The 25,194-nt window shown below is 65.8% G+C and carries 25 protein-coding genes and 2 pseudogenes; 14 read left to right on the forward strand and 13 right to left on the reverse strand.

Annotated features, from left to right (window positions below):
- Positions 1–4 precede the first annotated feature (4 nt).
- A complete protein-coding gene (locus ACNA0R_RS12640) occupies positions 5–772 on the reverse strand; it encodes an IclR family transcriptional regulator (RefSeq protein ID WP_415826345.1) in 768 nt (255 codons plus the stop codon).
- Positions 773–912: 140 nt separating this feature from the next.
- Between ACNA0R_RS12640 and ACNA0R_RS12645 the strand changes: the two genes are divergently transcribed.
- The 7 genes from ACNA0R_RS12645 to ACNA0R_RS12675 all read left to right on the forward strand — a co-directional run bounded on the left by ACNA0R_RS12645 (position 913) and on the right by ACNA0R_RS12675 (position 8,497).
- A complete protein-coding gene (locus tag ACNA0R_RS12645; protein WP_415826346.1) occupies positions 913–1,890 on the forward strand; it encodes a Bug family tripartite tricarboxylate transporter substrate binding protein in 978 nt (325 codons plus the stop codon).
- Positions 1,891–1,977: 87 nt separating this feature from the next.
- Positions 1,978–4,278, forward strand: coding sequence for a xanthine dehydrogenase family protein molybdopterin-binding subunit (locus ACNA0R_RS12650; protein WP_415826347.1), 2,301 nt, complete (start codon positions 1,978–1,980; stop codon positions 4,276–4,278).
- Between the two features lie 76 nt (positions 4,279–4,354).
- Entirely contained in the window at positions 4,355–5,188 is an 834-nt protein-coding gene (locus ACNA0R_RS12655) for a CoxG family protein (RefSeq protein WP_415826348.1), read from the forward strand.
- Entirely contained in the window at positions 5,188–6,051 is an 864-nt protein-coding gene (locus ACNA0R_RS12660; RefSeq protein ID WP_415826349.1) for an FAD binding domain-containing protein, read from the forward strand. Before ACNA0R_RS12655 ends, ACNA0R_RS12660 begins: the two co-directional genes overlap by 1 nt.
- Before the next feature lie 10 nt (positions 6,052–6,061).
- Positions 6,062–6,562 carry a (2Fe-2S)-binding protein gene (locus ACNA0R_RS12665; RefSeq protein ID WP_415826350.1) on the forward strand — a complete coding sequence of 167 codons (501 nt, stop codon included), beginning with the start codon at positions 6,062–6,064 and terminating at the stop codon, positions 6,560–6,562.
- Positions 6,563–6,570: 8 nt separating this feature from the next.
- Complete coding sequence (locus ACNA0R_RS12670; protein ID WP_415826351.1) at positions 6,571–7,791, forward strand: FAD-dependent oxidoreductase; 1,221 nt, start codon at positions 6,571–6,573, stop codon at positions 7,789–7,791.
- A 4-nt stretch (positions 7,792–7,795) separates the two neighbouring features.
- Positions 7,796–8,497, forward strand: coding sequence for an isochorismatase family protein (locus tag ACNA0R_RS12675; protein WP_415826352.1), 702 nt, complete (start codon positions 7,796–7,798; stop codon positions 8,495–8,497).
- An 87-nt stretch (positions 8,498–8,584) separates the two neighbouring features.
- Here ACNA0R_RS12675 and ACNA0R_RS12680 read toward each other — a convergent pair whose 3' ends face one another.
- The 4 genes and pseudogenes from ACNA0R_RS12680 to ACNA0R_RS12695 form a co-directional block, all read right to left on the reverse strand.
- Positions 8,585–9,280: a potassium channel family protein gene (locus tag ACNA0R_RS12680; protein ID WP_415826353.1), complete on the reverse strand. Its 696-nt coding sequence runs from the start codon at positions 9,278–9,280 to the stop codon at positions 8,585–8,587.
- A gap of 106 nt (positions 9,281–9,386) precedes the next feature.
- A complete protein-coding gene (locus tag ACNA0R_RS12685) occupies positions 9,387–9,719 on the reverse strand; it encodes a thioredoxin family protein (protein WP_415826354.1) in 333 nt (110 codons plus the stop codon).
- Between the two features lie 189 nt (positions 9,720–9,908).
- Positions 9,909–12,962, reverse strand: coding sequence for a hypothetical protein (locus ACNA0R_RS12690; protein WP_415826355.1), 3,054 nt, complete (start codon positions 12,960–12,962; stop codon positions 9,909–9,911).
- A 97-nt stretch (positions 12,963–13,059) separates the two neighbouring features.
- Positions 13,060–13,440, reverse strand: a pseudogene (locus ACNA0R_RS12695) (TonB-dependent receptor domain-containing protein); the annotation flags it as partial.
- 184 nt (positions 13,441–13,624) lie between these two features.
- Here ACNA0R_RS12695 and ACNA0R_RS12700 point away from each other — a divergent pair.
- From ACNA0R_RS12700 to ACNA0R_RS12710, 3 genes are all read left to right on the forward strand, one after another.
- On the forward strand, positions 13,625–14,683 hold the full coding sequence (locus ACNA0R_RS12700; RefSeq protein WP_415826356.1) for a succinylglutamate desuccinylase/aspartoacylase family protein: 1,059 nt from the start codon (positions 13,625–13,627) through the stop codon (positions 14,681–14,683).
- A 4-nt stretch (positions 14,684–14,687) separates the two neighbouring features.
- Complete coding sequence (locus ACNA0R_RS12705) at positions 14,688–16,127, forward strand: MFS transporter (protein ID WP_415826357.1); 1,440 nt, start codon at positions 14,688–14,690, stop codon at positions 16,125–16,127.
- A gap of 129 nt (positions 16,128–16,256) precedes the next feature.
- Positions 16,257–17,201: a LysR family transcriptional regulator gene (locus ACNA0R_RS12710; RefSeq protein WP_415826358.1), complete on the forward strand. Its 945-nt coding sequence runs from the start codon at positions 16,257–16,259 to the stop codon at positions 17,199–17,201.
- A gap of 25 nt (positions 17,202–17,226) precedes the next feature.
- Here ACNA0R_RS12710 and ACNA0R_RS12715 read toward each other — a convergent pair whose 3' ends face one another.
- Positions 17,227–17,946, reverse strand: coding sequence for a GntR family transcriptional regulator (locus tag ACNA0R_RS12715; RefSeq protein WP_415826359.1), 720 nt, complete (start codon positions 17,944–17,946; stop codon positions 17,227–17,229).
- A 163-nt stretch (positions 17,947–18,109) separates the two neighbouring features.
- Between ACNA0R_RS12715 and ACNA0R_RS12720 the strand changes: the two genes are divergently transcribed.
- The 3 genes from ACNA0R_RS12720 (at position 18,110) to ACNA0R_RS12730 (ending at position 20,521) form a co-directional block, all read left to right on the forward strand.
- A complete protein-coding gene (locus ACNA0R_RS12720; RefSeq protein WP_415826360.1) occupies positions 18,110–18,553 on the forward strand; it encodes a carboxymuconolactone decarboxylase family protein in 444 nt (147 codons plus the stop codon).
- 11 nt (positions 18,554–18,564) lie between these two features.
- The gene (locus tag ACNA0R_RS12725; protein WP_415826361.1) at positions 18,565–19,425 is read left to right on the forward strand and encodes an amidohydrolase family protein; all 861 of its coding nucleotides are present in this window, start codon (positions 18,565–18,567) and stop codon (positions 19,423–19,425) included.
- A gap of 118 nt (positions 19,426–19,543) precedes the next feature.
- A complete protein-coding gene (locus ACNA0R_RS12730; protein ID WP_415826362.1) occupies positions 19,544–20,521 on the forward strand; it encodes a Bug family tripartite tricarboxylate transporter substrate binding protein in 978 nt (325 codons plus the stop codon).
- 42 nt (positions 20,522–20,563) lie between these two features.
- Here ACNA0R_RS12730 and ACNA0R_RS12735 read toward each other — a convergent pair whose 3' ends face one another.
- The 4 genes and pseudogenes from ACNA0R_RS12735 to ACNA0R_RS12750 form a co-directional block, all read right to left on the reverse strand.
- Positions 20,564–21,412, reverse strand: a complete 849-nt coding sequence (locus ACNA0R_RS12735; protein ID WP_415826363.1) for a hypothetical protein — start codon at positions 21,410–21,412, stop codon at positions 20,564–20,566.
- A gap of 71 nt (positions 21,413–21,483) precedes the next feature.
- Complete coding sequence (locus ACNA0R_RS12740; protein ID WP_415826364.1) at positions 21,484–22,299, reverse strand: siderophore-interacting protein; 816 nt, start codon at positions 22,297–22,299, stop codon at positions 21,484–21,486.
- Between the two features lie 2 nt (positions 22,300–22,301).
- Positions 22,302–22,970 carry a PadR family transcriptional regulator gene (locus ACNA0R_RS12745; protein WP_415826412.1) on the reverse strand — a complete coding sequence of 223 codons (669 nt, stop codon included), beginning with the start codon at positions 22,968–22,970 and terminating at the stop codon, positions 22,302–22,304.
- 83 nt (positions 22,971–23,053) lie between these two features.
- A pseudogene (locus ACNA0R_RS12750) lies at positions 23,054–23,185 on the reverse strand (aldehyde reductase); the annotation flags it as partial.
- Between ACNA0R_RS12750 and ACNA0R_RS12755 the strand changes: the two are divergent.
- Positions 23,184–23,420, forward strand: a complete 237-nt coding sequence (locus ACNA0R_RS12755; RefSeq protein ID WP_415826365.1) for a helix-turn-helix domain-containing protein — start codon at positions 23,184–23,186, stop codon at positions 23,418–23,420. The pseudogene ACNA0R_RS12750 and the gene ACNA0R_RS12755 sit on opposite strands and share 2 nt — an antisense overlap.
- Before the next feature lie 48 nt (positions 23,421–23,468).
- On the opposite strand, the gene ACNA0R_RS12760 is transcribed toward ACNA0R_RS12755, so the two are convergent.
- From ACNA0R_RS12760 to ACNA0R_RS12770, 3 genes are all read right to left on the reverse strand, one after another.
- Entirely contained in the window at positions 23,469–24,446 is a 978-nt protein-coding gene (locus tag ACNA0R_RS12760; RefSeq protein ID WP_415826366.1) for a tetratricopeptide repeat protein, read from the reverse strand.
- Between the two features lie 83 nt (positions 24,447–24,529).
- Positions 24,530–24,772, reverse strand: coding sequence for a HepT-like ribonuclease domain-containing protein (locus tag ACNA0R_RS12765; protein WP_462935915.1), 243 nt, complete (start codon positions 24,770–24,772; stop codon positions 24,530–24,532).
- Positions 24,773–24,896: 124 nt separating this feature from the next.
- Positions 24,897–25,187, reverse strand: a complete 291-nt coding sequence (locus tag ACNA0R_RS12770; protein WP_415826413.1) for a nucleotidyltransferase family protein — start codon at positions 25,185–25,187, stop codon at positions 24,897–24,899.
- Between the last annotated feature and the right edge of the window lie 7 nt (positions 25,188–25,194).

Here is a 25,194-nt window from a genome sequence, read left to right on the forward strand (position 1 = left end):
GCGGTCAGCCTGCGGTTTCCCCCAAGGCCGCAGGGCGGCTCTTAGCCTGCCAGCTCTCGAATATCGAAGCATCCCCGCCCAGCCGCCGCGTCAGGTCGGCGGCGGCGGCCAATAGGCGGGTGGACATGGACGGTAGCAGTTCCACCGAGAACCGCGCGGCCGGGCCGGACAGGGCCAGTGCGCCGCGCAGGTTTTTTTGCGGGCCGAATACAGGCGCGGCGATCGCCGCGATGTCGGGTTCGCGCTCTCCCACGGTAATGATGTAAGGCTGCTCCGGCGTCCTGGACGGCGGCGTCATGGTCGGGTCGAACGCGGTCAGGACGCGGCCTGCGGCGCCCTTGTCCAGCGGCACCAGGTCCCCGGCGCGGATGTGATCGCGGATGGAACGCGGCGAGTCGACGCGGAATAGACAGACGCGGTGATTGCCTTCGCGCGTGAAGAACGACGCGCCCTCTTCCGTTTCCTGCACCAGGCGACGGAGGATGGGCGGCACATGATCGTCCAGGCGCAAGGACGACTGATACAGCCCGCCCCAATGCAAGAGCATGGAACCCAGCTGATAGCTGCCGTCGTCCAGGCGCACGATGCAGTGCTCCTGGACCAGGGTCGTCAGCAGCCGCAGGATGGTGCTCTTGTACATCTTGGTGCGGCGCGCAAGCTCGTTCAGCGTTAGCGAACTGTCGCCCGCGCGGAAGGCGTTGAGTATGGCGATCGCCCGTTCCACCGCGGCGACGCCACCGGCCTTGGTGTCGCTTTCTGGTTCTTCCGACATTTTTTTGCTCGATTTAGTGCATGTCCTAGTTGACATTGTAGCGTACCGTTCCGCAGAATACAGTTCTTCTGAACAGAACGTGCAGGGCGAAGCAGGCCCTGCCGACGCCCGGCATGGGCAACTTTCAAGGGGAGTTAACAATGATCAACGCAGGATGGAAGAAGGCTTTCACGGCCCTGGCGTGCGGCGTTTGCCTGATGGGCAGCGCCCAGGCCGCCGATACGTATCCGAGCAAACCCATCACGATCGTGGCGCCCTACCCGCCCGGCGGCGCGACGGATCTGTACGCACGGTCGGTCGCGGCGGGCCTGAGCGAGCTGGGTCAGTCCACCGTGGTCGACAACCGAGCCGGCGCTTCGGGGATCATCGGCGCCGATTACGTCTCGCGCGCGCCGGCCGACGGCTACACGATGCTCATCGGCGCGTCGTCGATGTTCTCCATCCTGCCGCTGCTGAGCAAGCGCATGGACGGGGTCTATCAGAAGATCGAGCCCGTCTCCATCCTGGGCTTCAACCCCTCGTACGTGGTTGTGCCGGCCGCGCTGCCGGTGAACAACATCCAGGAGCTGATCGCCTATCTGAAGAAAAATCCCGGCAAGTTCGGCTACGGGTCGGCGGGCACGGGCACTTCGCAGCATGTGTTCATGGAGCTGTTCAAGCAGCGCGCTGGCGTGGATGTGTTTCCGGTGCAATACAAGGGTAGCTCGCCCATGGTGGTGGACCTGATCGCCGAGCGTGTGGTGATGGCGATCGAGCAAGGGCCGGCGGTGCTGTCGTATATCAAGTCCGGCAAGCTGAAGGCGCTGGCCGTGACGACGGCCAAGCGCTCGGAAGCCCTGCCTGACGTTCCCACGCTGGCGGAAACGGTGCTGCCTGGTTTCGAGGCCGTGACCTGGTTCGCGCTGTATGCGCCCAAGGGAGTGCCGCAGAACGTGCTGGACAAGGTCGTGCCGCAGATCGCGAAGACGATGGGGTCCAAGGAAGTGAAGGAACGCCTGGGCGCCGTCGGCGTGGAGCCGGCGTCGAGCACGCCGCAGGCCGTGGTGAAGCGTCAGGCGGATGAGACGGCTTTGTGGAAGGACGTGATCGCGCGATCGAAGATCTCGCTCGAAGACTGAAGCCGGTAAGGCCGCCTCGATCACGGCGACCACGACGATTACTAAGACCAACTAGCCCACCAAGACCACTCAGGCCCGGCCCCCTCCATGCATTCCAAGCCTCAGTTCTCCCTAAGCGCCGAACCGCGTGCCGATTACCTGGAGAAGGTGACCGGTACGGCGGTCTACGCCAGCGATGTGGAAGTGCCCAACATGCTGCACGGGAAGATCCTGCGCAGCACGGTGCCGCACGCGCGCATCGCCAGGCTGGACACCAGCGCAGCGCTGGCCATTCCCGGCGTCGTCGCCATTCTGACAGGCGAGGACCTGAAGGATATGCCAGGAACGGAGATCCGCTGGGGGTTGTCGCTGCGCGATCGGCCGGTGATCGCGCTGGACAAGGTGCGTTATGTGGGCGATCCGGTCGCGGCGGTGGCGGCGGTCGATGAGGCGACCGCGGAAGCGGCGCTGGACGCGATCGTGGTCAGCTACGAGACGCTGCCGCATTCGACTACCGCGCGGGAAGCGCTGGCCGAAGGCGCGGCGCTGGTTCATGAGGATATGGAGGTCCTGAAGGACTATTACTTCAGGGGTCATTGCACGCCGGTGCCGGGGACCAATCAGTTCCAGCAGTGGTCCTATGAGAGCGGCGACGTGGATCGGGCGTTCGCGGGCGACGTGAAGGTGTTCGAGGATACCTTTACCTTCCCGATGGTTTTCCACTATGCGATGGAGCCGCACGTCTGCCTGGCGCACTGGAAGCCGAATTCGCTGGAGATATGGAGCGGCGGGCAGACGCCCACCGCGGTCCAGCGGGTGTGTTCGGAGATCCTGGGGATACCGCTGGCCTGCGTGCGGGTGCACTCCCCTTACGTCGGCGGGGGCTTCGGCGGGAAGGCGTCGGTAAAGATCGATCCGCTGGTGGCGGCGCTGTCGTGGAAGGCGCGGGCGCCGGTTCGTGTCTGCCTGACGATTGCGGAATCGATGCTGACCTGCCGTCGGTTGGATGCGGAAGTGACGCTGAAAACCGCGGTCGACGCCAACGGCAAGATCGTGGCGAAGACAGTGCGCGCGGTCGTGAACGGCGGCGCCTACGCGGACACCGGTCCCGCGATCGCGGTCAAGGCCGCCATCCGGGCCATCGGGCCGTATCACATACCGAATCTGCGGCTGGAAGCCGTAGGCGTGTACACGAACACCGTGCCGGGCGCGGCGTTCCGCTCCATCGGCGGGCCGCAGGCGGTCTGGGCGACGGAGTCGCAGATGGACATCATCGCCGACGCCATGGGCCATGACCCCATTGCGTTCCGCATGCTGAATCTGGCGGAGAAAGGCCAGACGATCAAGCATGACCTGCGGCCTCTCGATGTCGATATGCGGCGCTCGCTGCGGGCGGCGCTGGATACGCTGAAGAAGCTACCGGAACCTGAGTACGAAGGCCGTCGCGGGCTGGGCGTCGCGGTGGGTGCGACCGATCCGGGGATCATGCCTATCGGCGGCGCCATCGTGCGGCTGCGGGCGGATGGCTCGGTGAATGTCTCCGCGAATACGGTGGAGATCGGCCAAGGCAGCCGCGGCGTGCTGCGCATCATTGCCGCCAAGGTGCTGAACCAGCCGTTGCGGATGATAGCCGTCGCGCAGCCGGATACGCTGCAGGCGCCCTATGACTGGGGGACGGGCGCGAGCCGCTCGACCGTGATCATCGGGTTGGCGGTGCAGCTGGCCTGCGAAGACATCGCGCGGCAAGTACGTGACATCGCCGCGCAGGAGCTGGGCGGGTCGCCCGACGATTACACGCTGATCGAAGGCGCCGTCCAGGGACCGAATGGCCCGATCGCCTTCATAGAACTGCTGCGGCGCTTCCATGGCATGGCGGCGGGCGAGTTCCTGGGCGTGGGCCGCGTGAATCCGAACACCAAGGATGGGGCGTTCAAGTTGCAGCCGCTGTTCTGGGAAACCGGCGCGGGCGCGTTCGAGATCGCGGTGGACGAAGGCACCGGCGCGATCCGCATCCTGCGCGCGGGCGGCGCGGCGGACCTGGGCCATGTGATCAATCCCAAGGCGGCGGAAGGCCAGGATGAAGGCGCGATGGTGATGGGCCTGGGGCACACACTGTCCGAGGAATACATCTACGAAGACGGCCAGGTCGTGAACGGGACGCTGTTCGATTACAAGGTGCCGACGATGGAGGAAGTGCCGGAGCACGTGGGCACCGCCTTGATAGAAAGCGGCGACGGGCCTGGGCCGTTCGGCGCGCGAGGCGGTGGCGAAGGAGCGATCCTGCCCGTGGCGCCGGCGGTGGCCAATGCGCTGTTCCAGGGATGGGGGATACGGTTGAAGGAGCTGCCCCTGACGCCGGAACGGGTCTGGCGTGCGTTGCGAGACAAGAACCTGACCGACAAAAAATGAACCGCCGCGGTGCCTTCATGCCGGTCATGATGGACGCCAGCGGCTTCAAGAATTCCGATAAATAGACAACGACGCCATGGACTTCAGAATCGATGCTTTGCTGCCCGCGACCGCCTCGCAGTTGTGGGAGATTTTCTTCGACGTTAGGCGGGTCGCTACGCTGATCCCCGGCTGCGAGAACGTTGTCGAGGTTGAAAAACTCAAGACTTTCTCCGCCGTGATGCGGCAGAAGATCGGGCCGTTCAAGCTGGAAGTGCCGACGCGGATCGATATTGAATCGTATGAGATCGAGCGGCAGGTGGCGCTGAAAGCGCTGGGCACCGATAAGGCGACGGGTACGACCATCGATGTCAGGATGGTGGTGAATCTGGACGAGCAGCGGGACGGCGCGGAGGTCCTGTGCAAGCTGGACGTCAGCGCGAGCATGCAGGTGGCGGGCCGGCTGGCGTCGCTGGGTTATCCGATTGTGCGCAAGCGGTCGGAGCAGCTGTTCGCGGAGTTCGAGGCGCGGCTGCGGGCGGAGCTGTCGGGGTTCGATGGCGGCCGGTCCGCGTCCGCGGAAGCCGGTGCTGTCGCGGCTGCGGCCGGGCCCGCGATGACCGGCGTCCCGACGGCGGCGGCCAGGCCGGAGGCGCAACCGACGTCGGCTGACACGGCCGGTGGTACTAGCCAGATCGAAACGTCGCCGCGAGGCCCGCAACGCCACGCGCCGCGGCATGCGGCGGCGGGCGGAGACGAGCGCAAGACCGGCACGACGGAGCTCGTGTTCCTGTGGCCGCGGCTGGGCATCAATGTCGCGGTTGCCATCGGCGTGGCGCACGGCGCGGTGGCGTTCGGACAGTCGCCGTGGTGGTGGCTGGCCGCGCCGCTGCTGGGCGTGGCCGCCAGCCTGGGCAAGCGAGGCGGCTGATGCGGGCCAGGAAATTCTTTCTGCATCGGCCTGGCAGCCTGGACGAGGCCATCGCGCTGAAAGCCGCGCACGGGGATGCCGCGACATTTCATGCAGGCGGTACGGAACTGCTGGTTGCGCTGAAGGCGCACGTGCTGCAATACCAGCATGTGATCGATCTGAAGCAGATTACCCAGCTCCGGGGCGTCCGCATCAAGGATGACGGCACGATATCGATAGGCGCGCTGACGTCGCACGACACGCTGGCCAACGATCCGGTCATCCGCGAGTGCCTGCCCGGCTATGCCGAACTCAGCGAACACGTGGCCAATATCCGCGTCCGCATCGCCGGCACGCTGGGTGGCGTGCTGTGCTTCGCCGAGCCGCATGCGGATGCGCCGACCATGCTGTGTGCGCTGGACGCCTGGGTGGTGTTGCTGGGACCGGATGGCGAGCGGGACGTCCCGTCGCGGGACTTCCACCTCGGCGAGTTCGTGACGGCGCGTGAGGATGACGAAATCCTGGTCGCCATAGAGATCGCGCCGCAATCGGCCGGCACGCGCTCGGCCTACCGGTCTTTCGGGCATACCGAGCGGCCGGCGGTGGGCGTCGCGGCCGTGTGGTCCACGGACAATCCGCAGCGTCTCAGCCTGTGGGCCGGCGCGATCGCCGCCAGCCCGGTACGGCTGGCGCGGGCGGAGGAAGCGGCGGCCGGGCTGGCCGCCGATCTGCCCGCCGATGAAATCTGGCGGCGGCTGAGTCCCGCGGTCGCGGCGGATGCCGAGGCCATCGACGCCCATGACGATCTGCATGGCGGCGCCGACTACAAACGCCATCTCGTTTCCGTTCTTGCCGAACGAGCCATCAAAGCGTGCCTGCCGTGAGCCAAATCGAATGAGCCAGACCGATACCGAATTTCCGATGATGCGCGTGGACTTCAAGCTCAACGGCGCGCCGACGTCCGTCGACGTGGAGCCATGCGAGATGCTGATCGACGTGCTGCGCGAGCGGCTGCGGCTCAAGGGCACCAAGCGGTCCTGCGACGTGCAGGTATGCGGCGCGTGCACCGTGCTGGTCGACGGCAATCCGGCCTCCAGCTGCACGACGCTGTGCGCCGATGCGCACGGGCGCGAGGTAACGACCATAGAAGGATTGGCCGAGGGCAAACGGCTGGACCCGGTCCAGCGCGCCTTCATCGCCCACGGCGCCCTGCAATGCGGCTTCTGCACGCCCGGCATGATCCTGGCGGTGAAGTCCATGCTGGCGCGCCACGACAAGCCCGCGGAAGAGACCGTGCGCCACTATCTGCGCGGCAACATCTGCCGCTGCACCGGCTACGTCAAGATTCTTGAGGCCGTCATGGACCTCATCCATAACCCACACAATTATCAATAGGAGAACCCATGTCTGACTCCAGGAATACCGGGCCGCGCACCCACGTGATCATCGCGGGCGCCGGGATGGGCGGCCTGACGCTGGCGCTGGCGCTGCTGAAGAAAGGCTTCGATGTCGATATCTACGAGCAATCGCCGGAGCTGCGGGAAGTCGGCGCGGGCCTGTGGATCTCGGCCAACGGCGCCAAGGTCATGGCGGCGCTGGGCTTGAAGGAAAAGCTCGAAGCCATCAATCTGCCGCCGCAGGATCGCCTGATCCGCTACTGGAAGACGGGCGAAGGCAAGTCCGTCTACAACCGCGACGACAAGGCGTCCAAGGCCGACCATACGCTGATCCAGGTGCTGCGCGCCGAACTGCAGCGCGTGCTGTATGAAGCGGTCATCGCGCTCAAGCCGGACGCGGTGCATTTCGGCGTGCGCTCGGTGGGCGCGGATACGGTGGACGGACGGGCGCGCCTGCTGCTGGATGACGGCAGCCATATCGAAGGCGACGTGGTCGTCGGCTGCGATGGCGCGCATTCGCGGGTGCGGCAGTCGATGTTCGGCCCGGCGCCGGCGCGCTATACCGGCGCCCTCGCCTGGCGTGGACTGGCGCCCATGGGCAAGTTGAAACCGCAGCATCGCGAGCCCTTGGCGTCGACCTGGGTCGGACCCACGGCGCATGTGACGACCTATCCCGTGCAGCGCAATGGCGAGCTGTTCGTCAGCTTTTCCGCGCAGGTCGACAGCGATACCTGGCACACGGAATCGTGGTCGGAGAAAGGCGATCTGGCCGATGCGCTGAAGGACTTCGAAGGCTGGCACCAGGACATCATCGATCTGTTCGTGGGCTCGGAGAACCTGTTCCGCTGGGGCCTGTTCGTGCGCGACCCGCTGGATACCTGGTCCAAGGGGCGGGTCACCCTGGTGGGAGACGCCTGCCATTCGATGACGCCCTACCTGGGCATGGGCGTGAACCTGACGATGGAGGACGCCTATGTCCTGGCGCGCTGCCTGGAGCAAGGGGCCGACAACATTCCGGCGGCCCTGCGGCGCTACGACCGTGCGCGCATCGATCGCGCCAACCGCACCAAGGCGGAGTCGCTGAACATGTTCGGCATCTTCCATAGCCCCGAACTGGGCGACGAGGCCACCGCATGGCCCTATATCAACAAGCAATGGTCGAACGAAGCCGTCCGCGCACGCTACGACTGGCTGCTGCAGTACGACGCGACGTCCGTGGAGATCTGAAGACATGACCGAAGTTCTGCAACAACGTGCACGCCCCTGGGATGGCATCATTCCCGAGAACGAGCTGGAGATCTATCGCAAGGCGGGCTGGGGCGCGCCGACGGGCATCGGCCAGCGGCCCGCCCTGCTGGTGATCGACGTGCAATACCGCTCGATGTGCTACGAGCCCATGCCCATCGAACAGGCCATCGAGACGATGTCGACCAGCTGCGGCGAATACGGCTGGCGGGCGGTGCCCCACATCGCGCGCCTGCTGGAGGCGTTTCGCAAGATGGGCGCGCCGGTGCTGTATCCGCACGTCGCGCCCAAGCTGTCGCACGACCGCGGCCAGTTCGAGGCCAAGGTGCCGGGGGTGATGGACGTCGCCGCCCCGGACTACGACTTCGTCAAGGACGTCGCGCCGCGCGAAGGCGACATCCTGATTCCGAAGCGCCAGGCCAGCGCTTTCCAGGGAACCTCATTGGCCAGCTATCTGGTGGGTCTGCAGGTCGACTCCGTGGTGGTCACGGGTTGCACGACCAGCGGCTGCGTACGGGCCACCGTGGTCGACGCCTGCGCCTTGAACTACAAGGTGGTGGTGCCGCAGGACGCCGTCTACGACCGGTCCCAGGTATCCCATGCGGTGAACCTGTTCGATATGGCGAGCAAGTACGCGGATGTGATGCCCACGGCCGAGCTGGTCGATTTGCTGCGGGCTACGCGTTAACGGGTGCATTGCAAGGAGACGGTCGCGGCATCGCCGGTACGCCGCGGTTCTCTCCGCCGGCAGCCGCATCTGCCGCCCGGCGCGACGTTATCCGTCCTCATCCGGCCGCGTATCCTCCACCGGCAGGGACACCAGCCGCGCCAGCACGATGGCCGGATAAAGCTGGCCGATCAGTGCTTCCATGTTCGACAGGGACCGGGCGACGCGGGCCACCGGCGTGATGTCGCCGTAGCCGACCGTGGTCAAGGTGGAGAAGCTGAAGTAGATCCAGACCCAGGGATAGGCCAGGCTGGCATGCCCCTCCATGCCCGTATAGGCGCCGGGTACGCGCAGGTTCACGATTTCATAGGCCGCGGCCCAGATGACGCCCAGCAGCATGTAGAGCGCGATCGCGCCCCACAGGCGGTCGCGCACCTGGGCGCCCTTCCCGAAGACCTTGGCGCCTATCACCAGCGCCAGCATCAGCAGCGCGAAAAGCAATGCGACGGCGCGCAGCTCGGCGGCGCCGGATGGCATGAACCAGCCGGCCCAGCGCACGGCGATCACGACCACCGCCACGAGCGTGAGCGGGATGAAGGCCAGGCGTCGATCGGACACCGCGATGGCGCCGCTCAGCAGGATCAGGGAGATAAGGACGTCTTCGACGATCTGGCCGGCGGCGGAATCCGGGGGCACGGCCACCGGCGCGATGAAGACGCTCAGGATCAGGACGAACAGCAGGGTCGCCATGCTGCCCAGTCGCAGCATGGCGGAACGCTCCAGCCACCGCCTTGAATGTGGCATGCTTGTCTCCCCTCGCGCGTGGCGCGCTTCGCTCTGATTGGATGCAGTTGGACGCCGGGCGCACAGCGCCGGATTGATCTCGTGGCGATCGGCCACCGGCAAGTGATCAGCCGCCGGTACGCAGGCCCGCCAGGGCTTTGTCGATGTCGCCCTGATCGTCGGGCCGGACCAGGCGCGCGACCTCCTGGCCGTCCTGCAGGAAGATCAAGGTCGGCCATAGCTTGACCTTGTAGGAACGGCCCAGCGGTTTGCCCTTGCCGTCTTCCACCTTGATGTGCCGGACGTCCGCATACCGGGTCATGGCGGCCTTGATGATGGGCTGGGTCCCCTGGCAGATGGGGCACCAGTTGGCGCCGAATTCCAGCACCGCGGCGCCCTTCATGGCATCGACGGTTTCACGGGCAGGTTCGGGGCGGTGCGGATCGAAGTCCTGGAACATGGCGATATACCTCCTGCGGCAGACGGCCTTCGCTTTCCAGGCCGGCGGCGGCCGGCATGACGGAAGCCAGGGCGATTCCGTCAATTATGGCTCACTCCGCTCGTACGCCGCAGCCGGTCCGGTCGTTGGGACGGCGAGGCTGCGCCCCCCGGGTCCGCCGGGGAGACGGTTATCCACCGTAGCGGCGCATCAACCCGCGCGCGGCACCCGCAAGGTCAGGCGCCGCACCAGGCGCTGAACGATACCGGCCAGCGGCGCGCCCAACGGAGCGGCGGCGGCCGCCGACTCCATCGGGCCCCGCGTGGTCCGCCCGGCCATGGACGCGGCCTCGCCAAGGGCCTGCACGGTCGCCATGGCTCGCAATCTCTGTAGCACCGCCGGCTTGATATACGGTGCAAGTTCCGGCCTGTCGAGCATGCGCCGGTATGCGGCAACAGCGGCGGCGTTCGCTTCCTGGTCGATCGACAATATCCCCGGCGTACCGGACGCGTCCCGCGCTTCCAGCAATCTGGCCAGCACGTGGCGCAGGAACGGCAGTATGGCCGGATCCGCCAGCGCATCGCTATATGCGTCGATGGCCGCGGCATGATTGCCGCGCAAGGCCAGCACCAGGCCGGGCGTGCGTTCGCGGTTGATGGCGACGAACACCTTCGGCAGTATGCGCCCCACGTGGGGAAGTATTGCCGGGTCCGCCAGCAACTCGTGGAATGCCTTGATGGGCGCCACGTATCCCGCTGCCAGCGCAACGCCCAGGCCCGGCTGGCCGCAGCTGGATGATGCACGGGCCACATCCCTGGGCTCGCCCGCCGAGATCCGCGCCAGCACGATCCTGGGCAGCACGCGCCTGATCAGCGGTGTGATCAAGGGGTCCGCCAATATGGCGTGAAACTCGCGGATCGCGCCGTCATAGCCGAAGTACATGGCGGCCGCCAGGCAGGGCCTGCCGTTCCGCTTATCGGTCATCAGGCGGGGCAATATCCGCCCGATATGCGGCAGTATCAGTGGATCCACCATCATCTGGTGATAAGCGCGTATGGCCGCCGCGCGGCCGAACTGCATCCCCTGGCCAAGTGCCGAAGCGCCCTCCGTCGCCGTGCCCTTCGCGCAACGGCATCCCACCAGCACCGGCAGGTCGCGCTTGATATGCGGATAAATGGCGGGATGGACCAGCACGGCTCGATACGCCTGCACGGCCGACGTATGTCCACGTTCCATCGCGAACAGCAGGCCCGGCACCTTGAGGGCGGTGCGGGCAAGCAGCAGTTCGGGCAGCGTGTTCCGGATATGCGGCGTGATCGCCGGATCGGCCAGCAAGTCGAAGAAGGCTTCCACCGCCGCCGCGCGGCCGGCGCCCATCGCTTTTCTCAAGGCCGTCAGCCCCAGGCTGGACGCCCTGGCCAACAGCAGTTCGGTCAAGCGATTGCCTATGCGGTCCAGCACCCCGGGCGCCTTGACCAGGCGCCGCCAGGCAGCGAGCGCATAGATATTGCCGGCTTCCATCGCGACGTTCAGCGCGGGCCGGGACTCCGATCCACGCAGGGTCTGGAATATTTCCACGTCGGACGCATATGTGCCGGTAGTCAGATAGACGCGCCCGTCGAGCGGCTGCTGCAAGGCATCGATGGCGGATCCATTGTCGGTGGCCATCCAGTACTGCAACCTGGAGCCGCGCGCGGCATCCAGCGATTCGCCGAGCAGCTGCCACGGATTCCTGTACCAGGCCTGCGCCAGCACCAGGATCGCGGCGTTCATCCCCATGGCGCGATCTATCAAATCGGAGCGTGCCTGGATGGAGAGATGACGGCCATAGTGTTCCAGGTTGGCATCCATCCTTTGCCGGGCGACCTGCGGCGTCATGCGGGGCAGCACGGCCAGCAGGTTGCCGACATCGATCAGCCAGCTCGCGGGTATGCTGTCGACCGCGGCCCGGTCGGCGCCGTCCAGCGCCTGGGTCAATGCCGCTGACGGCAGCATGTGGCCAGGCACGCCGTAGGCCGCGCACCATGCCAGAAGATCCGGGATGGTCAGCTGGTCCGCGCAGGCGTGCAGACCGCCATCCGACGCGGACGGCGCCGCGGCGAGATCCGCTCGCCATATCAGGCTGCCGAAGGCCAGCATGGCGTGACGCGCGCCGTCGCCGTCCGTCCACTGTCCAAGATCGATCGGCTCGCCTTCCAGCAGGGACTCGGCGCGCATGATGCGCAGGATATCCAGCGCGATCAGCGTGACGTCGCCGCGCAGGCAATAACGGGCACCGTCGTCGTCCAGGCGTACGAAGGCGTGCAATCGCAGGCTTTCCGTTGTCAGCTGGCACTCCCGCCGTATCCCGGCCAGGATGTCCAGCAAGTCCTCGTTGATGGACGCGGAGCAATCCGCGGACAGGGCCATCCGGCGCTGCGCCAGGCCGCTGCCGAACATCGACCGCCATTGGTCGGCGAGCATGCGCGCGAACGTATCCGGCGTGATCGCCAGGCGGACCTTTTCCAGGCAGGCCTGCAGAAATGGCAAGGCCAGGCGGCGCGTGAACGGATCTTCTTCCGGCACCAGGCCGATCGCATCGGCAAGATGATTCCACACGGTCCTGACGTAGTGGGTTTCGTAGCCGACGTAGCCTGGATTCCTGTGGAACGCCTGGTGGACCTCGCGCAGGATGACGGCCCTGGCAACGTCGTGCTTTACCTTCCACAAGGCGGCCCGGATACCGGTCGAAGACATGACCAGTTCCTCCTCCGCCAGTATCAGGTTCGATACGACACCGGGCGCGCATACGCCGACGCCTTCGGAAAGATTGCGTATCGCCGCGAGTTTCTTGTCCGGCGCGATACGCGCGTCGCGAATCAACTCGCAGAAGTTGTCCAGGGCCTGCTTTCCCCGGCTATCCAGCAGGTGTTCGTGCTTGTCGAAGTAGGAAGCCGTGAAACGGCGCCGGTAGAACAGATCGAACCTGGCCGCGATCGCTTCGGCTTCCGCGGCGGCGTGCCGCCGGCAGAAGTCGTGAAGCAGATCCAGGTTGGCGCGCACCTGCCGGCGGTATTCGGGGAAATCCGCGCCCAGGCAGAAGTCCGCGTGCGGGCCGTGGACATCCTCGCAATACCGGATGCCGCCCCGCTCCGCGGCATCCGCCATCCGGCCATCCGCGGAGCCCGCCTCGGCAACGTAGCGCTGGAAGAAACCCGGCGCGAAGCCGGCCTGCGTCGCGATGGAGGGAGCCGCCAGAGGCTGGTATGAGCTGATATTGGACACGGCACCTTCCTGTAGACCGGCGACCGGGCCAGCCGAGCCGGGGCAAGAAAATGCCATTGTGGGGCGTTAACCCTTGAAGGTTCCCGCGTCCTATATCTCAGAATCGCCCGCTGGCGCTCATCATGAAGGTGCGCGGATCGCCCGCCTTGACGTAGTCCGCGGACTGGAAAAGCCAGTACTTTTTGTCGGCGACGTTATTGATACCCGCGCGGAAGGTCGTGTCGTAGCCCGCGATGCGGGTGTCGTAGACGGCGCCGATGTTGACGATGGTGTAGTCACCCACCTTGACGTCGTTCGACGCGCCCAGCATGGTGGCGCCGGTGTACTTGGCGTCGGTGCGCGGCTTCAGGCCCGGCACCCACGGCACGTGGTACGTGGCCTGGGCCGCGGCGACGAATGTCGGCGCGCCGGCCACGCGGTTGCCGACGTAGTCGGCGCCCTTGCGGTACTCGGACGCCAGGAACATCAGGCTGGTGCCGAATGTTATTCGCAATTGATATTCATTCGCAATTAACAAGAATGGGGTCTCGCCACTCATGGCGTGTGATGCCTGAAACGCATCACTATCCGCAAATAACAGCAATTGTCGGCATGGCTCAAATGGTCAATAGTTCGCGCATGGGCCGGAAGAGACAGCGCCCGAACCGCATGGAGATAAGGACATGACCGCCACCCTGCTCGAACCTGCGATCCAGGCGCAGCCTGCATCCGCGCCTGCGCGGAAATCATTGATTTCGACCGACGTCGACTACGACCGCGAGGGCTTCCAGACCGGCTTCCTGCGGATTCCGTATTCGCACGACCGCTCCGCCTACGGGCACATACCCACCCCCGTGGCGGTGCTGAAACGCGGCGACGGCCCGACCGTGCTCCTGACCGGCGGCAACCATGGCGATGAATACGAAGGTCCCGTGGCGCTGATGAAGCTGCTGCGGCGCATACCGGAAATGCGGATACGCGGCCGGCTGATCGTGATTCCGGCCTTGAATTTCCCGGCGTTCCTGAACGGGTCGCGCACCTCGCCGATCGACCAGGGGAATCTGAACCGGATGTTCCCGGGCGAACGCAATGGTTCGCTGACGGCCATGATCGCGCACTACGTCGACACCGAGCTGTTGCCGCGCGCGGACATCGCGCTGGATCTGCATGCGGGCGGCGCGTCGTTCAACCACATGCCGACGCTATTGGCGGCCCTGCCCGGCGACGCCACGCAACACGCGCGATTCCTGAAGCTGGTGCACGCCTTCGCCGCGCCGCATACGATGATCATGGATCTGCTGGGCGAAGACCGCACCTATGGCGCGGCGGCCGAACGCCACGGCGCCTTGTTCCTGTGCGGCGAGTTCGGCGGCGCCGCGGCCTGCAGCGTGGACGGCGTGGCCATCGTCGAGAACGGCGTGCGCCGTTTCCTGCATGCCGCCGGACTGACCGTCGATGACGATCCGCCGGCGCCGGCGCGCGACACCACCTTGATACGTGTGGAAGGCGCCAGGCATTATCTGTTCGCGCCGCGCCATGGCGTCTTCGAGCCTTGCTTCCGCCTGGGACAGAACGTCCGGGCCGGCGACCTGGCGGGACGCCTGTTCGATCCGCACGCGCCCTGGGAGCCCGCGCGCGAGCTGCATTTCGCGGGGGCCGGCATGGTGGTGTGCGCCCGGACCTACGCACGCGTCGAGCCGGGCGATTGCATCGCCTTGCTGGCGGCTCCCGCGCAATGGTGATGCCATGATGAACAGCGATACTCCGGCCAGTGCCGTGCCGGCGAGCCCGCCACGTGCGTCCGCCGCCGCGCCCGCGAGCCTTCCCGCATCCGGCGCCGCGACGGCCGCCGGGCCAGGCGCCGCGACCGTCCCGCCACACGCCGAGGCAGGCGCGATATCCCATGCCTACATCGTCGGCATGTTCTTCCTGTGTTTCGTGTTCTCCTATATCGACCGGCAGGTGGTCAGCATCCTGGTCCAGCCGCTCAAGGCCAGCCTGACGCTGAGCGATACGCAGATCGGCCTGCTGCAGGGGATCGCCTTCACGATGTGCTACGCGACGGCGGGGGTTTTCGTGGCGCGGAGGGTGGACCGTTCCAACCGCGTCATGCTGAGCGCGGCCTGCGTGGCCATCTGGGCAATCTCGACGGCGATGTGCGGCACGGCGACCAGTTTCGCCGAGCTGCTGGTGTGGCGCGCCGGCACCGCCATTGCCGAGGCCGCGCTGAGCCCGGCGGCCTTGTCGATCTTCAGCGACCTCTTTCCGCCGCGCAAGGTGGCGCGGGCCAGCAGTGTTTTCATGCTGGGTCCCTACGTCGGCGGCGGGGTCGCCTTATTGGGCGGCGGCGCGCTGCTGGGCTGGATGGATACGCCCGACATGGGCGCGTGGCTGGCGCAACACGATCTGCGGGCCTGGCAGATGGTGTTCTTCGTCCTGGGACTTCCCGGCCTCATCCTTGCCGCGCTGGTCGCGCTGACGATCAAGGAACCGGCGCGCCGCGGAATACCTGCCGGCGCGTCCGAGAGCGCGCCGCCCTTGCAGGAAGTCCTGCGCGAACTGTTCGTGCGCAACCGCTTCTGCCTGCCCTACTTCTTCGGCTATGTCGCGCTGATCCTGCTGTTCTACTCGCATTCGGCGTGGTTCCCGACCATGATCATCCGCCGCTTCGGACTGAGCGCCAGCGAAGTGGGCAAGCTGGCCGGACCGATCTACATGCTGGGCGGCATGGCCGGCGTGGTCAGCGCCAGCTTCCTGGTCGGCAAGGTCAGCGACAACGGCGCATTGCGCAAGGTGCTGCGCATCGCCGCCTGGGCCGCGACGCTGCTGATACCGGCGGCCTGTTTCGCGCCCCTGGCGTCTTCGCTTTCCGTGACCCTGACCTTGTATGGCTTGTGCGCCTATGCCGCCAGCATCGTCATGGCGCTGGCGCCCGTGCCGCTGCAGATCGCCATTCCCAACCGCATGCGCGGCCGCTCGCTCGCCCTGCTGGTATTCCTGACCAACGCCATCAGCGGCGGGCTGGGCCCGTACGCCGTCGGCAGGATGAACGAATGGCTGGCGGATCCGCGCGCCGGACTCGCCATGTCCCTGGCCGTCGTCGGTACGACAGCCGCCGCGCTGAGCGCGCTGCTTTACTGGTTCGCGGCACGCAGGGTGGCATCCATGGAAGCCGCCAAGGCTTGAAATGCGCGGCGCGCCGGCAAGGATTCCCGCTGGCTGCCGGTCGCCTACAACCTGGAGGCCCTGAAACCGTAAGCGCACGGCGCTATGGCATCATCGTTGCCCGAGAGGAATGGTATCGAGGGCACCCAGATGGAACTACGGCACCTGCGCTATTTCATCGCCGCCGCCGAATCGGGCAGCATCCGTATCGCGGCGGAACGGATACACGTCACCCAGCCGGCGATCTCGCGACAGATCCAGGATCTGGAAGAAGAACTGGGCCTGACGCTGTTCGAGCGTACGCCACGGGGGCTCAAGCTGACGGTGGCCGGACAGGCGTATTTGCGCGAGGCCCGCTCCGCCATCGCCCACCTGGAATCGGCCGCGCGTACGGCCAGGCGGCTGTCGTCGGGCACCCAGGGCTATCTGCGCCTGGGCTTCGTGGAAAACAGCGCCTGGGACGGCATCGTTCCGGATATATTCCGGCGCTTCCAGCGGGAAGTGCCGGACGTGCGGATCGAATTGGTGCCGATGAATACGCCGGATCAATTGCGGCAGATCGAAGCGGGCTCGCTCGATGGCGGTTTTGTCTATCAATACGCGCCGCTGCCCGCTGCGTTCGATGCCTTGCCGCTGGCCACGAACAACGTGCTGCTTGCCGCGCCGCTGGCGTGGGAGCTGCCGATCGAAACATCGCCTGGCGGCGCCGCCGGCGGACTGGCCAGCGTATCGCTGCGCAAGATCGCCGATTGGCCCTTCGTTACCTTTCCGCGCGCCGTCTATCCGATCTATTTCGACAAGTTAATCGGCAGTTGCCAGGAGCTGGGCGTGACGCTGCGCGTCGTGCAGGAAGTATCGACCGAGGCCGCCATGCTGGCGCTGGTGTGCGCCGGCATAGGCGCGGCCATCGTGAACTCCGCGAACCTGGGGCGGCCGCCCGCGCTGGCGCGGTTCGCGCGGTTGAGCGACCTGTCGATCGACATGCCGCTGGTGTTCACCTTCGACAAGCATGCGGCCAATCCTGCGCTGGCGCGCTTTACCGATACGGTGAAGGGTCGATCGCCTTCTCGTCACGCCGATGAACGCCGCCCCTGATCGATAGGGAGACGGCGCGCGGGACTTATCCGGCCGCGGACTCCGTATCCGCCGCTTCGGCTTCGTTCAGTATCGCCATCACATTGCGGCCCGTGCGTTCCAGGTGCCGCGTGAGGATCCGCGCCGCGCCGGCGGCATCGCGCGCCATGGCGGCGTCGAAGATGCCCTGGTGTTCGCCGGGCACATTGGCATCGGGCGCATGCCGCACCAGGAACAGGCGCCGGTAACGGTCGCTGAGATCATGCAGGGTGCCGCAGAAGCGCAGCAGCAAGGGCATGCCGCAGGCCGCGAACAAGGTCAGATGGAAGGCGCGATGCGCTTTTTCCCAGCTTTCGCCGCGCGTGCCTTCGCGCTCGAGGCGGCTCAGGCGATGGTAGGCGGCGACGAGGCTGTCTTCCCAACGGTCGTCGCCTCGCGCCAATGATTCCGTCAAGGCCATGACTTCCAGCTGGATGCGCAGCTTGGTGACCTCTTGCAGATTGGCGGCGGACACCGGCGCGACGCGATAGCCGCGCTGGTCGGTGATCTGCACCAGGCCTTCCGCGGCCAGGCGCGTCAACGCTTCGCGTAGCGGACTGAGGCTGACGCCGTATTCGCGGCGGAGATCGTCCAGCCTGAGCTTGGTGCCGGGGGCGTAAATGCCCTGCAGGATCGCCGCGCGCACCTGGATGGCGACGGACGCGGTCAGCGACGAGCCCGTTTCGGCATTGGTGTCGGCGGTCAGCGCTTCCAGAGGGTTCTTCATGCGGCGGGTCGTCCTTGCATCGCGGGATTCTACCCCGGCCGGACCAAGGATCGATAAATTCCAAGAAAATCGATTTTTTTATTGACTTCGATTATGGCTTGACCAAAGATAGCCGCTGCGCGCGCCGGCTCCGGCGCCGGTCACCGTGGATGGAGGAATCAACATGTCGGCCCGCATCGATAAAGACATCACCCGCAAGGCCATGGGACAGCCGCACGAAGGCGTGGCGCAATTGGCCGATTCGTATCGCGCCCTGCTCGGCTACCTGCCGCCTCGCGTGGAGTCGCGCCTGCTGGTCACCGGGGCGCTGGATCCCAAACTGGTGCGTCTGCAGGAAGAAGTGCGGGCGCATGCGATGAATCCCTCCTGCTTCGACACCAAGACCGCCCAGTTGATGATCTTCGGCATGCTGGTGGTCGAGTTGAGCGATGCCGCCATGATCCACGGCATTGCGGCGCGCCGCGCCGGCGCCACCTGGGAAGAGATGCAGGCCGTGGTCAGCATGGCGTACCTCTTCCGCGGCGTCTCCGCGGCCAATCGCGGCGCGGAAATCCTGGCGCGCATCGCCGAACGCGAAGCGCAGGCGGCGGCCGGCACGGCGGAATGACGGGGAGCCCCATGCACGCCTGCCCCGGTCCCGACCGCAACACGCGCGCGCCGCGCTTCCGGATGCCGGAAGGCGCCTGCGATTGCCACGCCCATATTTTCGGCCCCGCGCACCGCTTTCCGTACTCGCCGGAGCGCAGCTACACGCCGGAAGATTGCACGGTGGAAGACTATGAAAAGCTGCTCGCGACGCTGGGCATCGACCGCGCCGTGATCGTGCATGGCGGCGCCCATGGCACCGACAACTCGGCCACGCTGGACGCCTTGCGGCGCATGGGGCCGCGGGCGCGCGGCGTGGCGGTCATCCCGCCGGGCCGCCCGGCGGCGGAACGCGAGGCGATGCACGAGTTGGGCATGCGGGGTTATCGCATGTCGACGGTGGTGGGCGGCGGCGTGGGTTTCGATGCCTTCGATGCGCTGGCCGGGGAAGCCCGCGAGCTGGGCTGGCATCTGGTGCTGCATTTCAAGAAATCCAGCGAGCTGGTGGATCTGGCGCCGAGGCTGCGCGCGCGGCGGGTCGACGTGGTGCTGGATCATCTTGCCCGCATCCGCGCCGATGAGGGCGTGGACAGCCCGGCTTTTCATGCGCTGGCCGGCTTGATGGATACCGGCCGGGCGTGGATCAAGCTGGCCAGCCTGTATCGCTTGTCCAGCGAACCTTATCCGCACGCCGACATGCTGCCGATGATCCATGAGGCCGCGCGGCGCTGGCCCGATCGGCTGATATGGGGCAGCAACTGGCCGCATCCGATCTGCGATGTGCCGATGCCGAATGACGGCGATCTGGTCGATCTGATTCCGCTGTGGACGCCGGATCCGGAGGTGCGGCGCAAGATGCTGGTCGACAATCCCGCGGCGCTTTACGGGTTCTGAGCCGGCATCGGCGATAGCGGGCATAACAGCGACAACAACGGCGACAGCAACAGCAGTACAAGCAGTTCCGGCAGCACAAGCAGCAGCACAAAAAAATCAACAATCACGGAGACAAACCATGTTGAAGCAGCTGCGGCACGCGATGACGGCCGCTGTGATGGCGTGCACCCTTGCATCGGCACCGTCCTTCGGGGCGGACACCTGGCCGGCGCAGCCCATCAATATCGTCGTACCCTTCCCGCCCGGCGGCACCACCGATGTGATCGCCCGCGTGCTGGCCGAAAAGCTCGGCCCCATCCTGAAGCAGTCGGTGATCGTGGAAAACCGCCAGGGCGCCGGCGGCAACGTCGGCGCCGCCTATGTGGCGCGCGCCAAGCCCGACGGCTACACATTGATGGTTTCCAGCGCCGGCCCCTTGAGCATCAACCAGCAGCTATATGCCAGCCCCGGCTACGACCCCATCAAGGATTTCGCGCCCGTATCGATGCTGGCGTCGGTGCCCATCATGCTGGTGTCGAATATGAAAGCGCCGTTCAAGACCGTGGCCGAGCTGATCGCCTATGCGAAAGCGCATCCTGGCCGGGTCGCCTACGGTTCGCAAGGCAGCGGCACGACCAGCCACCTGACCATGGAGTTGCTGAAGCTGGATGCGGGCATGGATCTGCAGCACATTCCCTATCGGGGCAGCGCACCGGCGGCCACGGACCTGATCGGCGGGCAGATCCTGGTCATGTTCGACAACTCGCCCACCACCTATCCGCAGGTGAAGGCCGGAACGATGCAGCCGCTGGGCGTGGCGTCCAGCCATCGGCTGCCCAGCATGCCCGACATCCCGGCCATCGCGGAAACCGTGCCGGGCTTCCAATCCGATGCGTGGTTCGGGCTGGTCGCGCCGGCGCACACGCCGCCGGCTATCGTCGACCGGCTTAACGCCGCGGTGCGCCAGGTGTTGGCGGATCCCGCCGTCATCGCCAAGTTCAAGGCCACCGGCGTGGATCTGGTCAGCGACACCCCGCAGGAATTCCAGCGCTTTATCCTCTCGGAAAAAGACAAGTGGGGGAAGATCATCAAGGCCACCAACCTGAAGCTGGGATAGGCCGCGCCGGCGCTGGCATCGCCGATAAGGCCCGGGTGAGGCCTAGGCGTAGAACTCGTTGAATACCGCCAGCGGCGCGCTGACGGCCAGCGCCGGCAGCGGAAAGCAGCGTTTCAAGCCGTCCAGGCTGTCCTGGCGCGCGATCCTGGCCTTGAACACACTGGCGGGCGCGGGTCGCAATTCACCGCCCCGGCCGATGAACTGCCCCCATAGCGAGACGTTGCGGAATTTGCCTTCGATCGGCATCGCGGAAGCGATGTAGTGCGTCGGGAACAGCCGGCGATACGCGGGAAGGTTGTAGAGCCAGGAAGTGCCTTGCACGCGGGTGGCGGCATCTTCCTGCTCGCGTATCAAGGAGAAAAGCTCACGCAGTTCCGCCATGCGCTGCTCGTAGCGCGCGGCTTTCAGCGGAGATGCGCCATTCGCTTCCGCGTTCCTGAAGTGGATGTGGATGGCGCCTGAACGCAAGCGTGCATAAGAAAAACAACCCACCGAGGCGATGACCTCCGGCGTACCGCTGTCCGGCAGGCGCGACTGGTAGAAACCATGGGTCCATATCCCCAGGTCGTATTCGCGCCGGACACCGGCGAGATATTCCCGCCAGACAGGGTGGCCGGGATCGAAGCCGCGCCCCAGGCCGAAGCGGATATACAGGTTGGTGTATTCCATCAGGGCCTGCGGCAGGGGGATGCCGGCGCAGCGCGTGACGGCGCGCGCGAACAGCAGCTGGAGGTCGAAGAAGTCCCGGCTGTAGATGGCCCCCGGCATGTCCTGCGGAATCGGCTGCGGAATGGCTTGCCGAATGTCCTGCCGAATGTCCTGCCGAATGTCCTGCCGAATGGCCGCCGGGGCGGGCGCTTCGAGGGTAGGCGCGAATGTCGAATGGCTCATGCTCGATGTTTTAACCGTCGAGTTTTAAGACGCCGTTAATGGGACGTCGTTCAGCTTGCGGCCGGCCCGCCTCAATCGTCCAGCGTTTCATGCACGCCGGACGCGCCCCGCTTCCAATAGCTGGAGGCGCGGATGCGGGTTTTGGCGATACCGCGTTCTTCCACCATCACACGGCGCACGGCCTTGGCCGCCGCGGATTCCGCCGCCGCCCACACATAGCCTTCGCCGGGCGGCAGTTCGACCTGCCGCGCCGCGTGTTCCAGGCGCGCGGGGTCGCCGGCCGGGGCGCCGTCGCGGTGCAGCCATTGCAGGGACACGCCGTCGCGCAATGGCAGCGCGAGTTCGGCGCTGGCATCGGCGACCTCGACGATGGCGATGGCGCGCGTCGACGCGGGCAGTTCCTGCAACCGGCGGGCGATGGCCGGCAAGGCCGTTTCGTCGCCGATCAGCAGATGCCAATCGAAGGCCATGGGCACGATGAAGGAACCGCGCGGCCCGCCCACGCCGATGAATTGGCCGGGACGGGCCTGCGCGGCCCATGTGGACGCGGGGCCGTCGCCATGCAGCACGAATTCGATGTCGAGCTCATTGGCCTCGGCGTCGTAGCGGCGCGGCGTGTAGTCGCGAGCGGCGGGACGCGGCACGCCGGGCGGCATGGATATCCCGTCCGGGCCGACGGTGGGCAGCACGGGCTTGTCCTGTCCCGGCTCGGGGAAGAACACCTTGACGTGGTCGTCGAACGAGGCCGACACGAAGCCGCGCAGGCCGTCGCCGGTCAATGTGACGCACAGCAATTGCGGCGATACCAGCCGGGTGCGGACGACTTGCAGCAGCCGCATCTTCAGGTCATGGCGCACGCGTTGAACGGATAGATCGGGTGAGGTCATGTTTAACCTTCTATTTCGCGGACCGCGCGCATCAGGATGGCGGCGATGCGGCGCTGTTCGGCGGGATCGGCGTCTTCGCGGCGGAATACGGCCTGCTTCAGCGCCTGCCTGGCCTGTACGAGCTCGGGCACCCATCCGGTGGCGACGTCCTCGCCCTCCGGGCCGGCCTCCATGGCTTGGCCGGTCCATGCGCGACGCATCCATTCCATTTTGCGGGCCACGTGCTTGAGCTTGCCGAACAGCAGATCGAGCCTGTCCCGGTTGGCGTCCAGATGCGCGCGGCCCTCTTCCGAAAGGTGGTAGCGCTTTTTGCTGCCTTCCAGTTCGACCGTGGCGTAGCCGATTTCTTCCAGATAGGTCAGCGCGGGATAGATCATGCCGGGGCTGGGCGTGTAGAAGCCGCTGCTCATCGCGCCCAGGGCCTTGATCAGCTCATAGCCGTGGCTGGGATTCTTTTCCAGGATGCCCAGCAGCATCAGCTGCAGTTCTTCGCCGCCGAACTTGCGGCCGCGGATCCAGCCGCGATCGCCGCCTTCGTGATCGCCGTCATCGCCGTGATGGCCGTGGCGCCCGTGATGTCCGCCGCCGTGGCGACCGACCATGGCGTGATGCATGCCCCAGCCGCCCACGGCGCGGCGCATGAAAAACCAATGATGAAAGGGAAAGTGCATGGCGTCCTCTATATCGTAAGACATATATCGTACGATATAGAGACCGGGGCGGCGTGTCAACAGCCGGGTTGAATATGGCGGCCTTACCGGGCGCATGTCGACTGGCCAAGCAGGCCCGGCCGAATCAGGCTCTCCGCCGTGGCCACGATGGCCTCTTCGCTGGACCGGGGCGCCCAGCCCAGCAGGCGAATGGCCTTCTCGCTCGTGGCGTTCATGCGCGCGTTGGGCGGCCCCCGCGTCGCGCCGCTGACTTATCTTATCCAGTGGCGCATGCGGCTTGCCGAACGCGCACTGCGGGAGGACAAGGCTCCCGTGGCGGCGGTCGCCCTGTCGCTGGGATATGCATCCGAAAGCGCCTTCAGCACCGCGTTCAAGCGCGTTGCCGGCAAGTCGCCCAAGGCGTACCGGATTGCCATGCGGACAGCCGATTCCGGTACGGTGGCTCAGTAGGTCAGGCGGCGATCCGTCAGGTGAGTCAGGCAGCGATCCGTCAGTCGATCAGGTCCAATCGTCGGATCCGCTGCTGCTGCCGTCGTCCCAGGAACCGCCGTCGCTGGAAGAACCGCCATCGTCCCAGGGATTGCCGACGTTCCAGGTCTGGTCGCCGCCGTCGTTGCTGGCGAGCTTGCGTCTTTCGTCGTCGTCCCAGGAACTGGCATCGCGCAGGCCGAAGTCGTTGCCGCCCATGTCGTAGCCTTGTTCGCCGGCATTCGCCACGCCGGCGTCGCGTGCGGGATCGGCGTTGCCGACGTTGCCCGCATTGTCCGATCCGCGATGCAGCACGCGATCCATTAAAGCCTCGCCCGCGACCACGCCGGCGCCCACCGCCGCGCCGGTGGCCAGGCCGCCGAGTATGCCGGAGCCCATGCCGGGACCGGCCTGGGTGGGCGCGGCGCCGCCGGGATAGCCGTATCCGCCTTGGGGAGCGGCGCCGGGGCCGCCCTGCGGGCCGTATGGCGTCGGCGTGCGCGCGGCACCATAACCACCATAGCCGCCATAGGGCCCCGTTCCACCCGCGGAGTTTGCGCGCCTGCGTGCGCGCATGATCATCGACACGATGATCAACAGCGCCGCGATCGCCAGCACCAGCCCCCAGGGAATGCCGGAAAGCGTGCCTTGCGCGCGCGATGCGTTGCTACCTGAAGCGATCAGGCTGCGCAATTCATCCACGGCGCCCGGACGGGCGAAATTCTGGCTGGGGTCCAGGCGCAGCGCGGTATTGAGTTCCGCCTGGGCCTGCTGCAGCTTGCCTTGCTTGCCCAGTAATTCGGCTTCCACGAAATGCGCCTTGGCGCTGTTGGGGTGGTCGCGCAGGATCTGGTCCATCATCGCCTGGGCTTCGCGATAATTGCCCGCCTGGGCCGCCTGGTACACCTGATCGGGCGTGGCCTCCGCCGCAAACGCGTTGCCGCCAAAAAGCAGGCAGGCGGACAGCAGCATCGAGCCGGCGATGGATTTTGAATAAATGGAGCGCATGGGGAATCCTCCTCCCGTCAATGCGAATGAGATGACGCCGAACCGTGGAAGTTCAATAGGCGGCGAACGCAATCATCTCGAATTTACTGCTGATCGCCGTATCCATCGAGGGAACTGTGGATACGGTTCAACTGCTGCAGAAGCTCCGGCAATGCCGTCCGAACCGTTTCCCATACGACGTGGAGATCTATGTCGAAATACCCATGGGCAATGCGATTCCGCATCCCGCGCATGCTGCGCCATGGAACCTGCGATTGGGCCAGTGTGAAATCAACATACCGGTCCATTACTTTGGTAGCTGCCTCGCCAATAATGACAAGACTCATGATGACGGCTTGCTGAGTTCGCTTGTCGGCAAGGAATCTTCTTTGTTTTGGCCTTCGATAAAGTCACATGCGTCTTGCGCAGCTTGCCGAATATGTGCCAAGTAGTCGATGAGGCGGTGCTCATTCATACAGGCAAAGCTTCCGCCAGCACCTGTTCGCGAAACTTGGGGGGCAAATCTCCCGGCGTCAATAATTCAACGTGAACACCGAGCAGTGTTTCCAGCTCATCTTGCAAGCCGCCAAGATCAAACAATGTGGCTCCGGGCATCGCGTCGACCAACAGGTCGAGGTCACTGCCTTCTTTATCGGTGCCATGGAGTACTGAACCGAATACTCGCGGATTCGATGTACGAAAACGGCCGGCCGCTTCACGGATGGCATTGCGCTTCTGTGCGAGAGCTATTGACGGCCGCATAGATGTG

Origin of the sequence: Bordetella sputigena, assembly GCF_965137885.1 — a bacterium.
In the GTDB taxonomy this organism is placed as follows: domain Bacteria; phylum Pseudomonadota; class Gammaproteobacteria; order Burkholderiales; family Burkholderiaceae_B; genus Bordetella_C; species Bordetella_C sputigena.

What these genes read in the sequence shown, in the direction of transcription:
- ACNA0R_RS12650 (WP_415826347.1), top strand. Translation starts at nt 1,978, where the DNA reads ATGCATTCCAAGCCTCAGTTCTCCCTAAGCGCCGAACCGCGTGCCGAT.
- ACNA0R_RS12740 (WP_415826364.1), bottom strand. Translation starts at nt 22,299, where the DNA reads ATGACCTCACCCGATCTATCCGTTCAACGCGTGCGCCATGACCTGAAG.
- ACNA0R_RS12640 (WP_415826345.1), bottom strand. Translation starts at nt 772, where the DNA reads ATGTCGGAAGAACCAGAAAGCGACACCAAGGCCGGTGGCGTCGCCGCG.
- ACNA0R_RS12645 (WP_415826346.1), top strand. Translation starts at nt 913, where the DNA reads ATGATCAACGCAGGATGGAAGAAGGCTTTCACGGCCCTGGCGTGCGGC.
- ACNA0R_RS12760 (WP_415826366.1), bottom strand. Translation starts at nt 24,446, where the DNA reads ATGCGCTCCATTTATTCAAAATCCATCGCCGGCTCGATGCTGCTGTCC.
- ACNA0R_RS12765 (WP_462935915.1), bottom strand. Translation starts at nt 24,772, where the DNA reads ATGAGTCTTGTCATTATTGGCGAGGCAGCTACCAAAGTAATGGACCGG.
- ACNA0R_RS12715 (WP_415826359.1), bottom strand. Translation starts at nt 17,946, where the DNA reads ATGAAGAACCCTCTGGAAGCGCTGACCGCCGACACCAATGCCGAAACG.
- ACNA0R_RS12735 (WP_415826363.1), bottom strand. Translation starts at nt 21,412, where the DNA reads ATGAGCCATTCGACATTCGCGCCTACCCTCGAAGCGCCCGCCCCGGCG.
- ACNA0R_RS12720 (WP_415826360.1), top strand. Translation starts at nt 18,110, where the DNA reads ATGTCGGCCCGCATCGATAAAGACATCACCCGCAAGGCCATGGGACAG.
- ACNA0R_RS12730 (WP_415826362.1), top strand. Translation starts at nt 19,544, where the DNA reads ATGTTGAAGCAGCTGCGGCACGCGATGACGGCCGCTGTGATGGCGTGC.
- ACNA0R_RS12670 (WP_415826351.1), top strand. Translation starts at nt 6,571, where the DNA reads ATGTCTGACTCCAGGAATACCGGGCCGCGCACCCACGTGATCATCGCG.
- ACNA0R_RS12665 (WP_415826350.1), top strand. Translation starts at nt 6,062, where the DNA reads ATGAGCCAGACCGATACCGAATTTCCGATGATGCGCGTGGACTTCAAG.
- ACNA0R_RS12685 (WP_415826354.1), bottom strand. Translation starts at nt 9,719, where the DNA reads ATGTTCCAGGACTTCGATCCGCACCGCCCCGAACCTGCCCGTGAAACC.
- ACNA0R_RS12755 (WP_415826365.1), top strand. Translation starts at nt 23,184, where the DNA reads ATGCGCGCGTTGGGCGGCCCCCGCGTCGCGCCGCTGACTTATCTTATC.
- ACNA0R_RS12705 (WP_415826357.1), top strand. Translation starts at nt 14,688, where the DNA reads ATGATGAACAGCGATACTCCGGCCAGTGCCGTGCCGGCGAGCCCGCCA.
- ACNA0R_RS12745 (WP_415826412.1), bottom strand. Translation starts at nt 22,970, where the DNA reads ATGCACTTTCCCTTTCATCATTGGTTTTTCATGCGCCGCGCCGTGGGC.
- ACNA0R_RS12675 (WP_415826352.1), top strand. Translation starts at nt 7,796, where the DNA reads ATGACCGAAGTTCTGCAACAACGTGCACGCCCCTGGGATGGCATCATT.
- ACNA0R_RS12700 (WP_415826356.1), top strand. Translation starts at nt 13,625, where the DNA reads ATGACCGCCACCCTGCTCGAACCTGCGATCCAGGCGCAGCCTGCATCC.
- ACNA0R_RS12725 (WP_415826361.1), top strand. Translation starts at nt 18,565, where the DNA reads ATGCACGCCTGCCCCGGTCCCGACCGCAACACGCGCGCGCCGCGCTTC.
- ACNA0R_RS12660 (WP_415826349.1), top strand. Translation starts at nt 5,188, where the DNA reads ATGCGGGCCAGGAAATTCTTTCTGCATCGGCCTGGCAGCCTGGACGAG.
- ACNA0R_RS12770 (WP_415826413.1), bottom strand. Translation starts at nt 25,187, where the DNA reads ATGCGGCCGTCAATAGCTCTCGCACAGAAGCGCAATGCCATCCGTGAA.
- ACNA0R_RS12655 (WP_415826348.1), top strand. Translation starts at nt 4,355, where the DNA reads ATGGACTTCAGAATCGATGCTTTGCTGCCCGCGACCGCCTCGCAGTTG.
- ACNA0R_RS12710 (WP_415826358.1), top strand. Translation starts at nt 16,257, where the DNA reads ATGGAACTACGGCACCTGCGCTATTTCATCGCCGCCGCCGAATCGGGC.
- ACNA0R_RS12680 (WP_415826353.1), bottom strand. Translation starts at nt 9,280, where the DNA reads ATGCCACATTCAAGGCGGTGGCTGGAGCGTTCCGCCATGCTGCGACTG.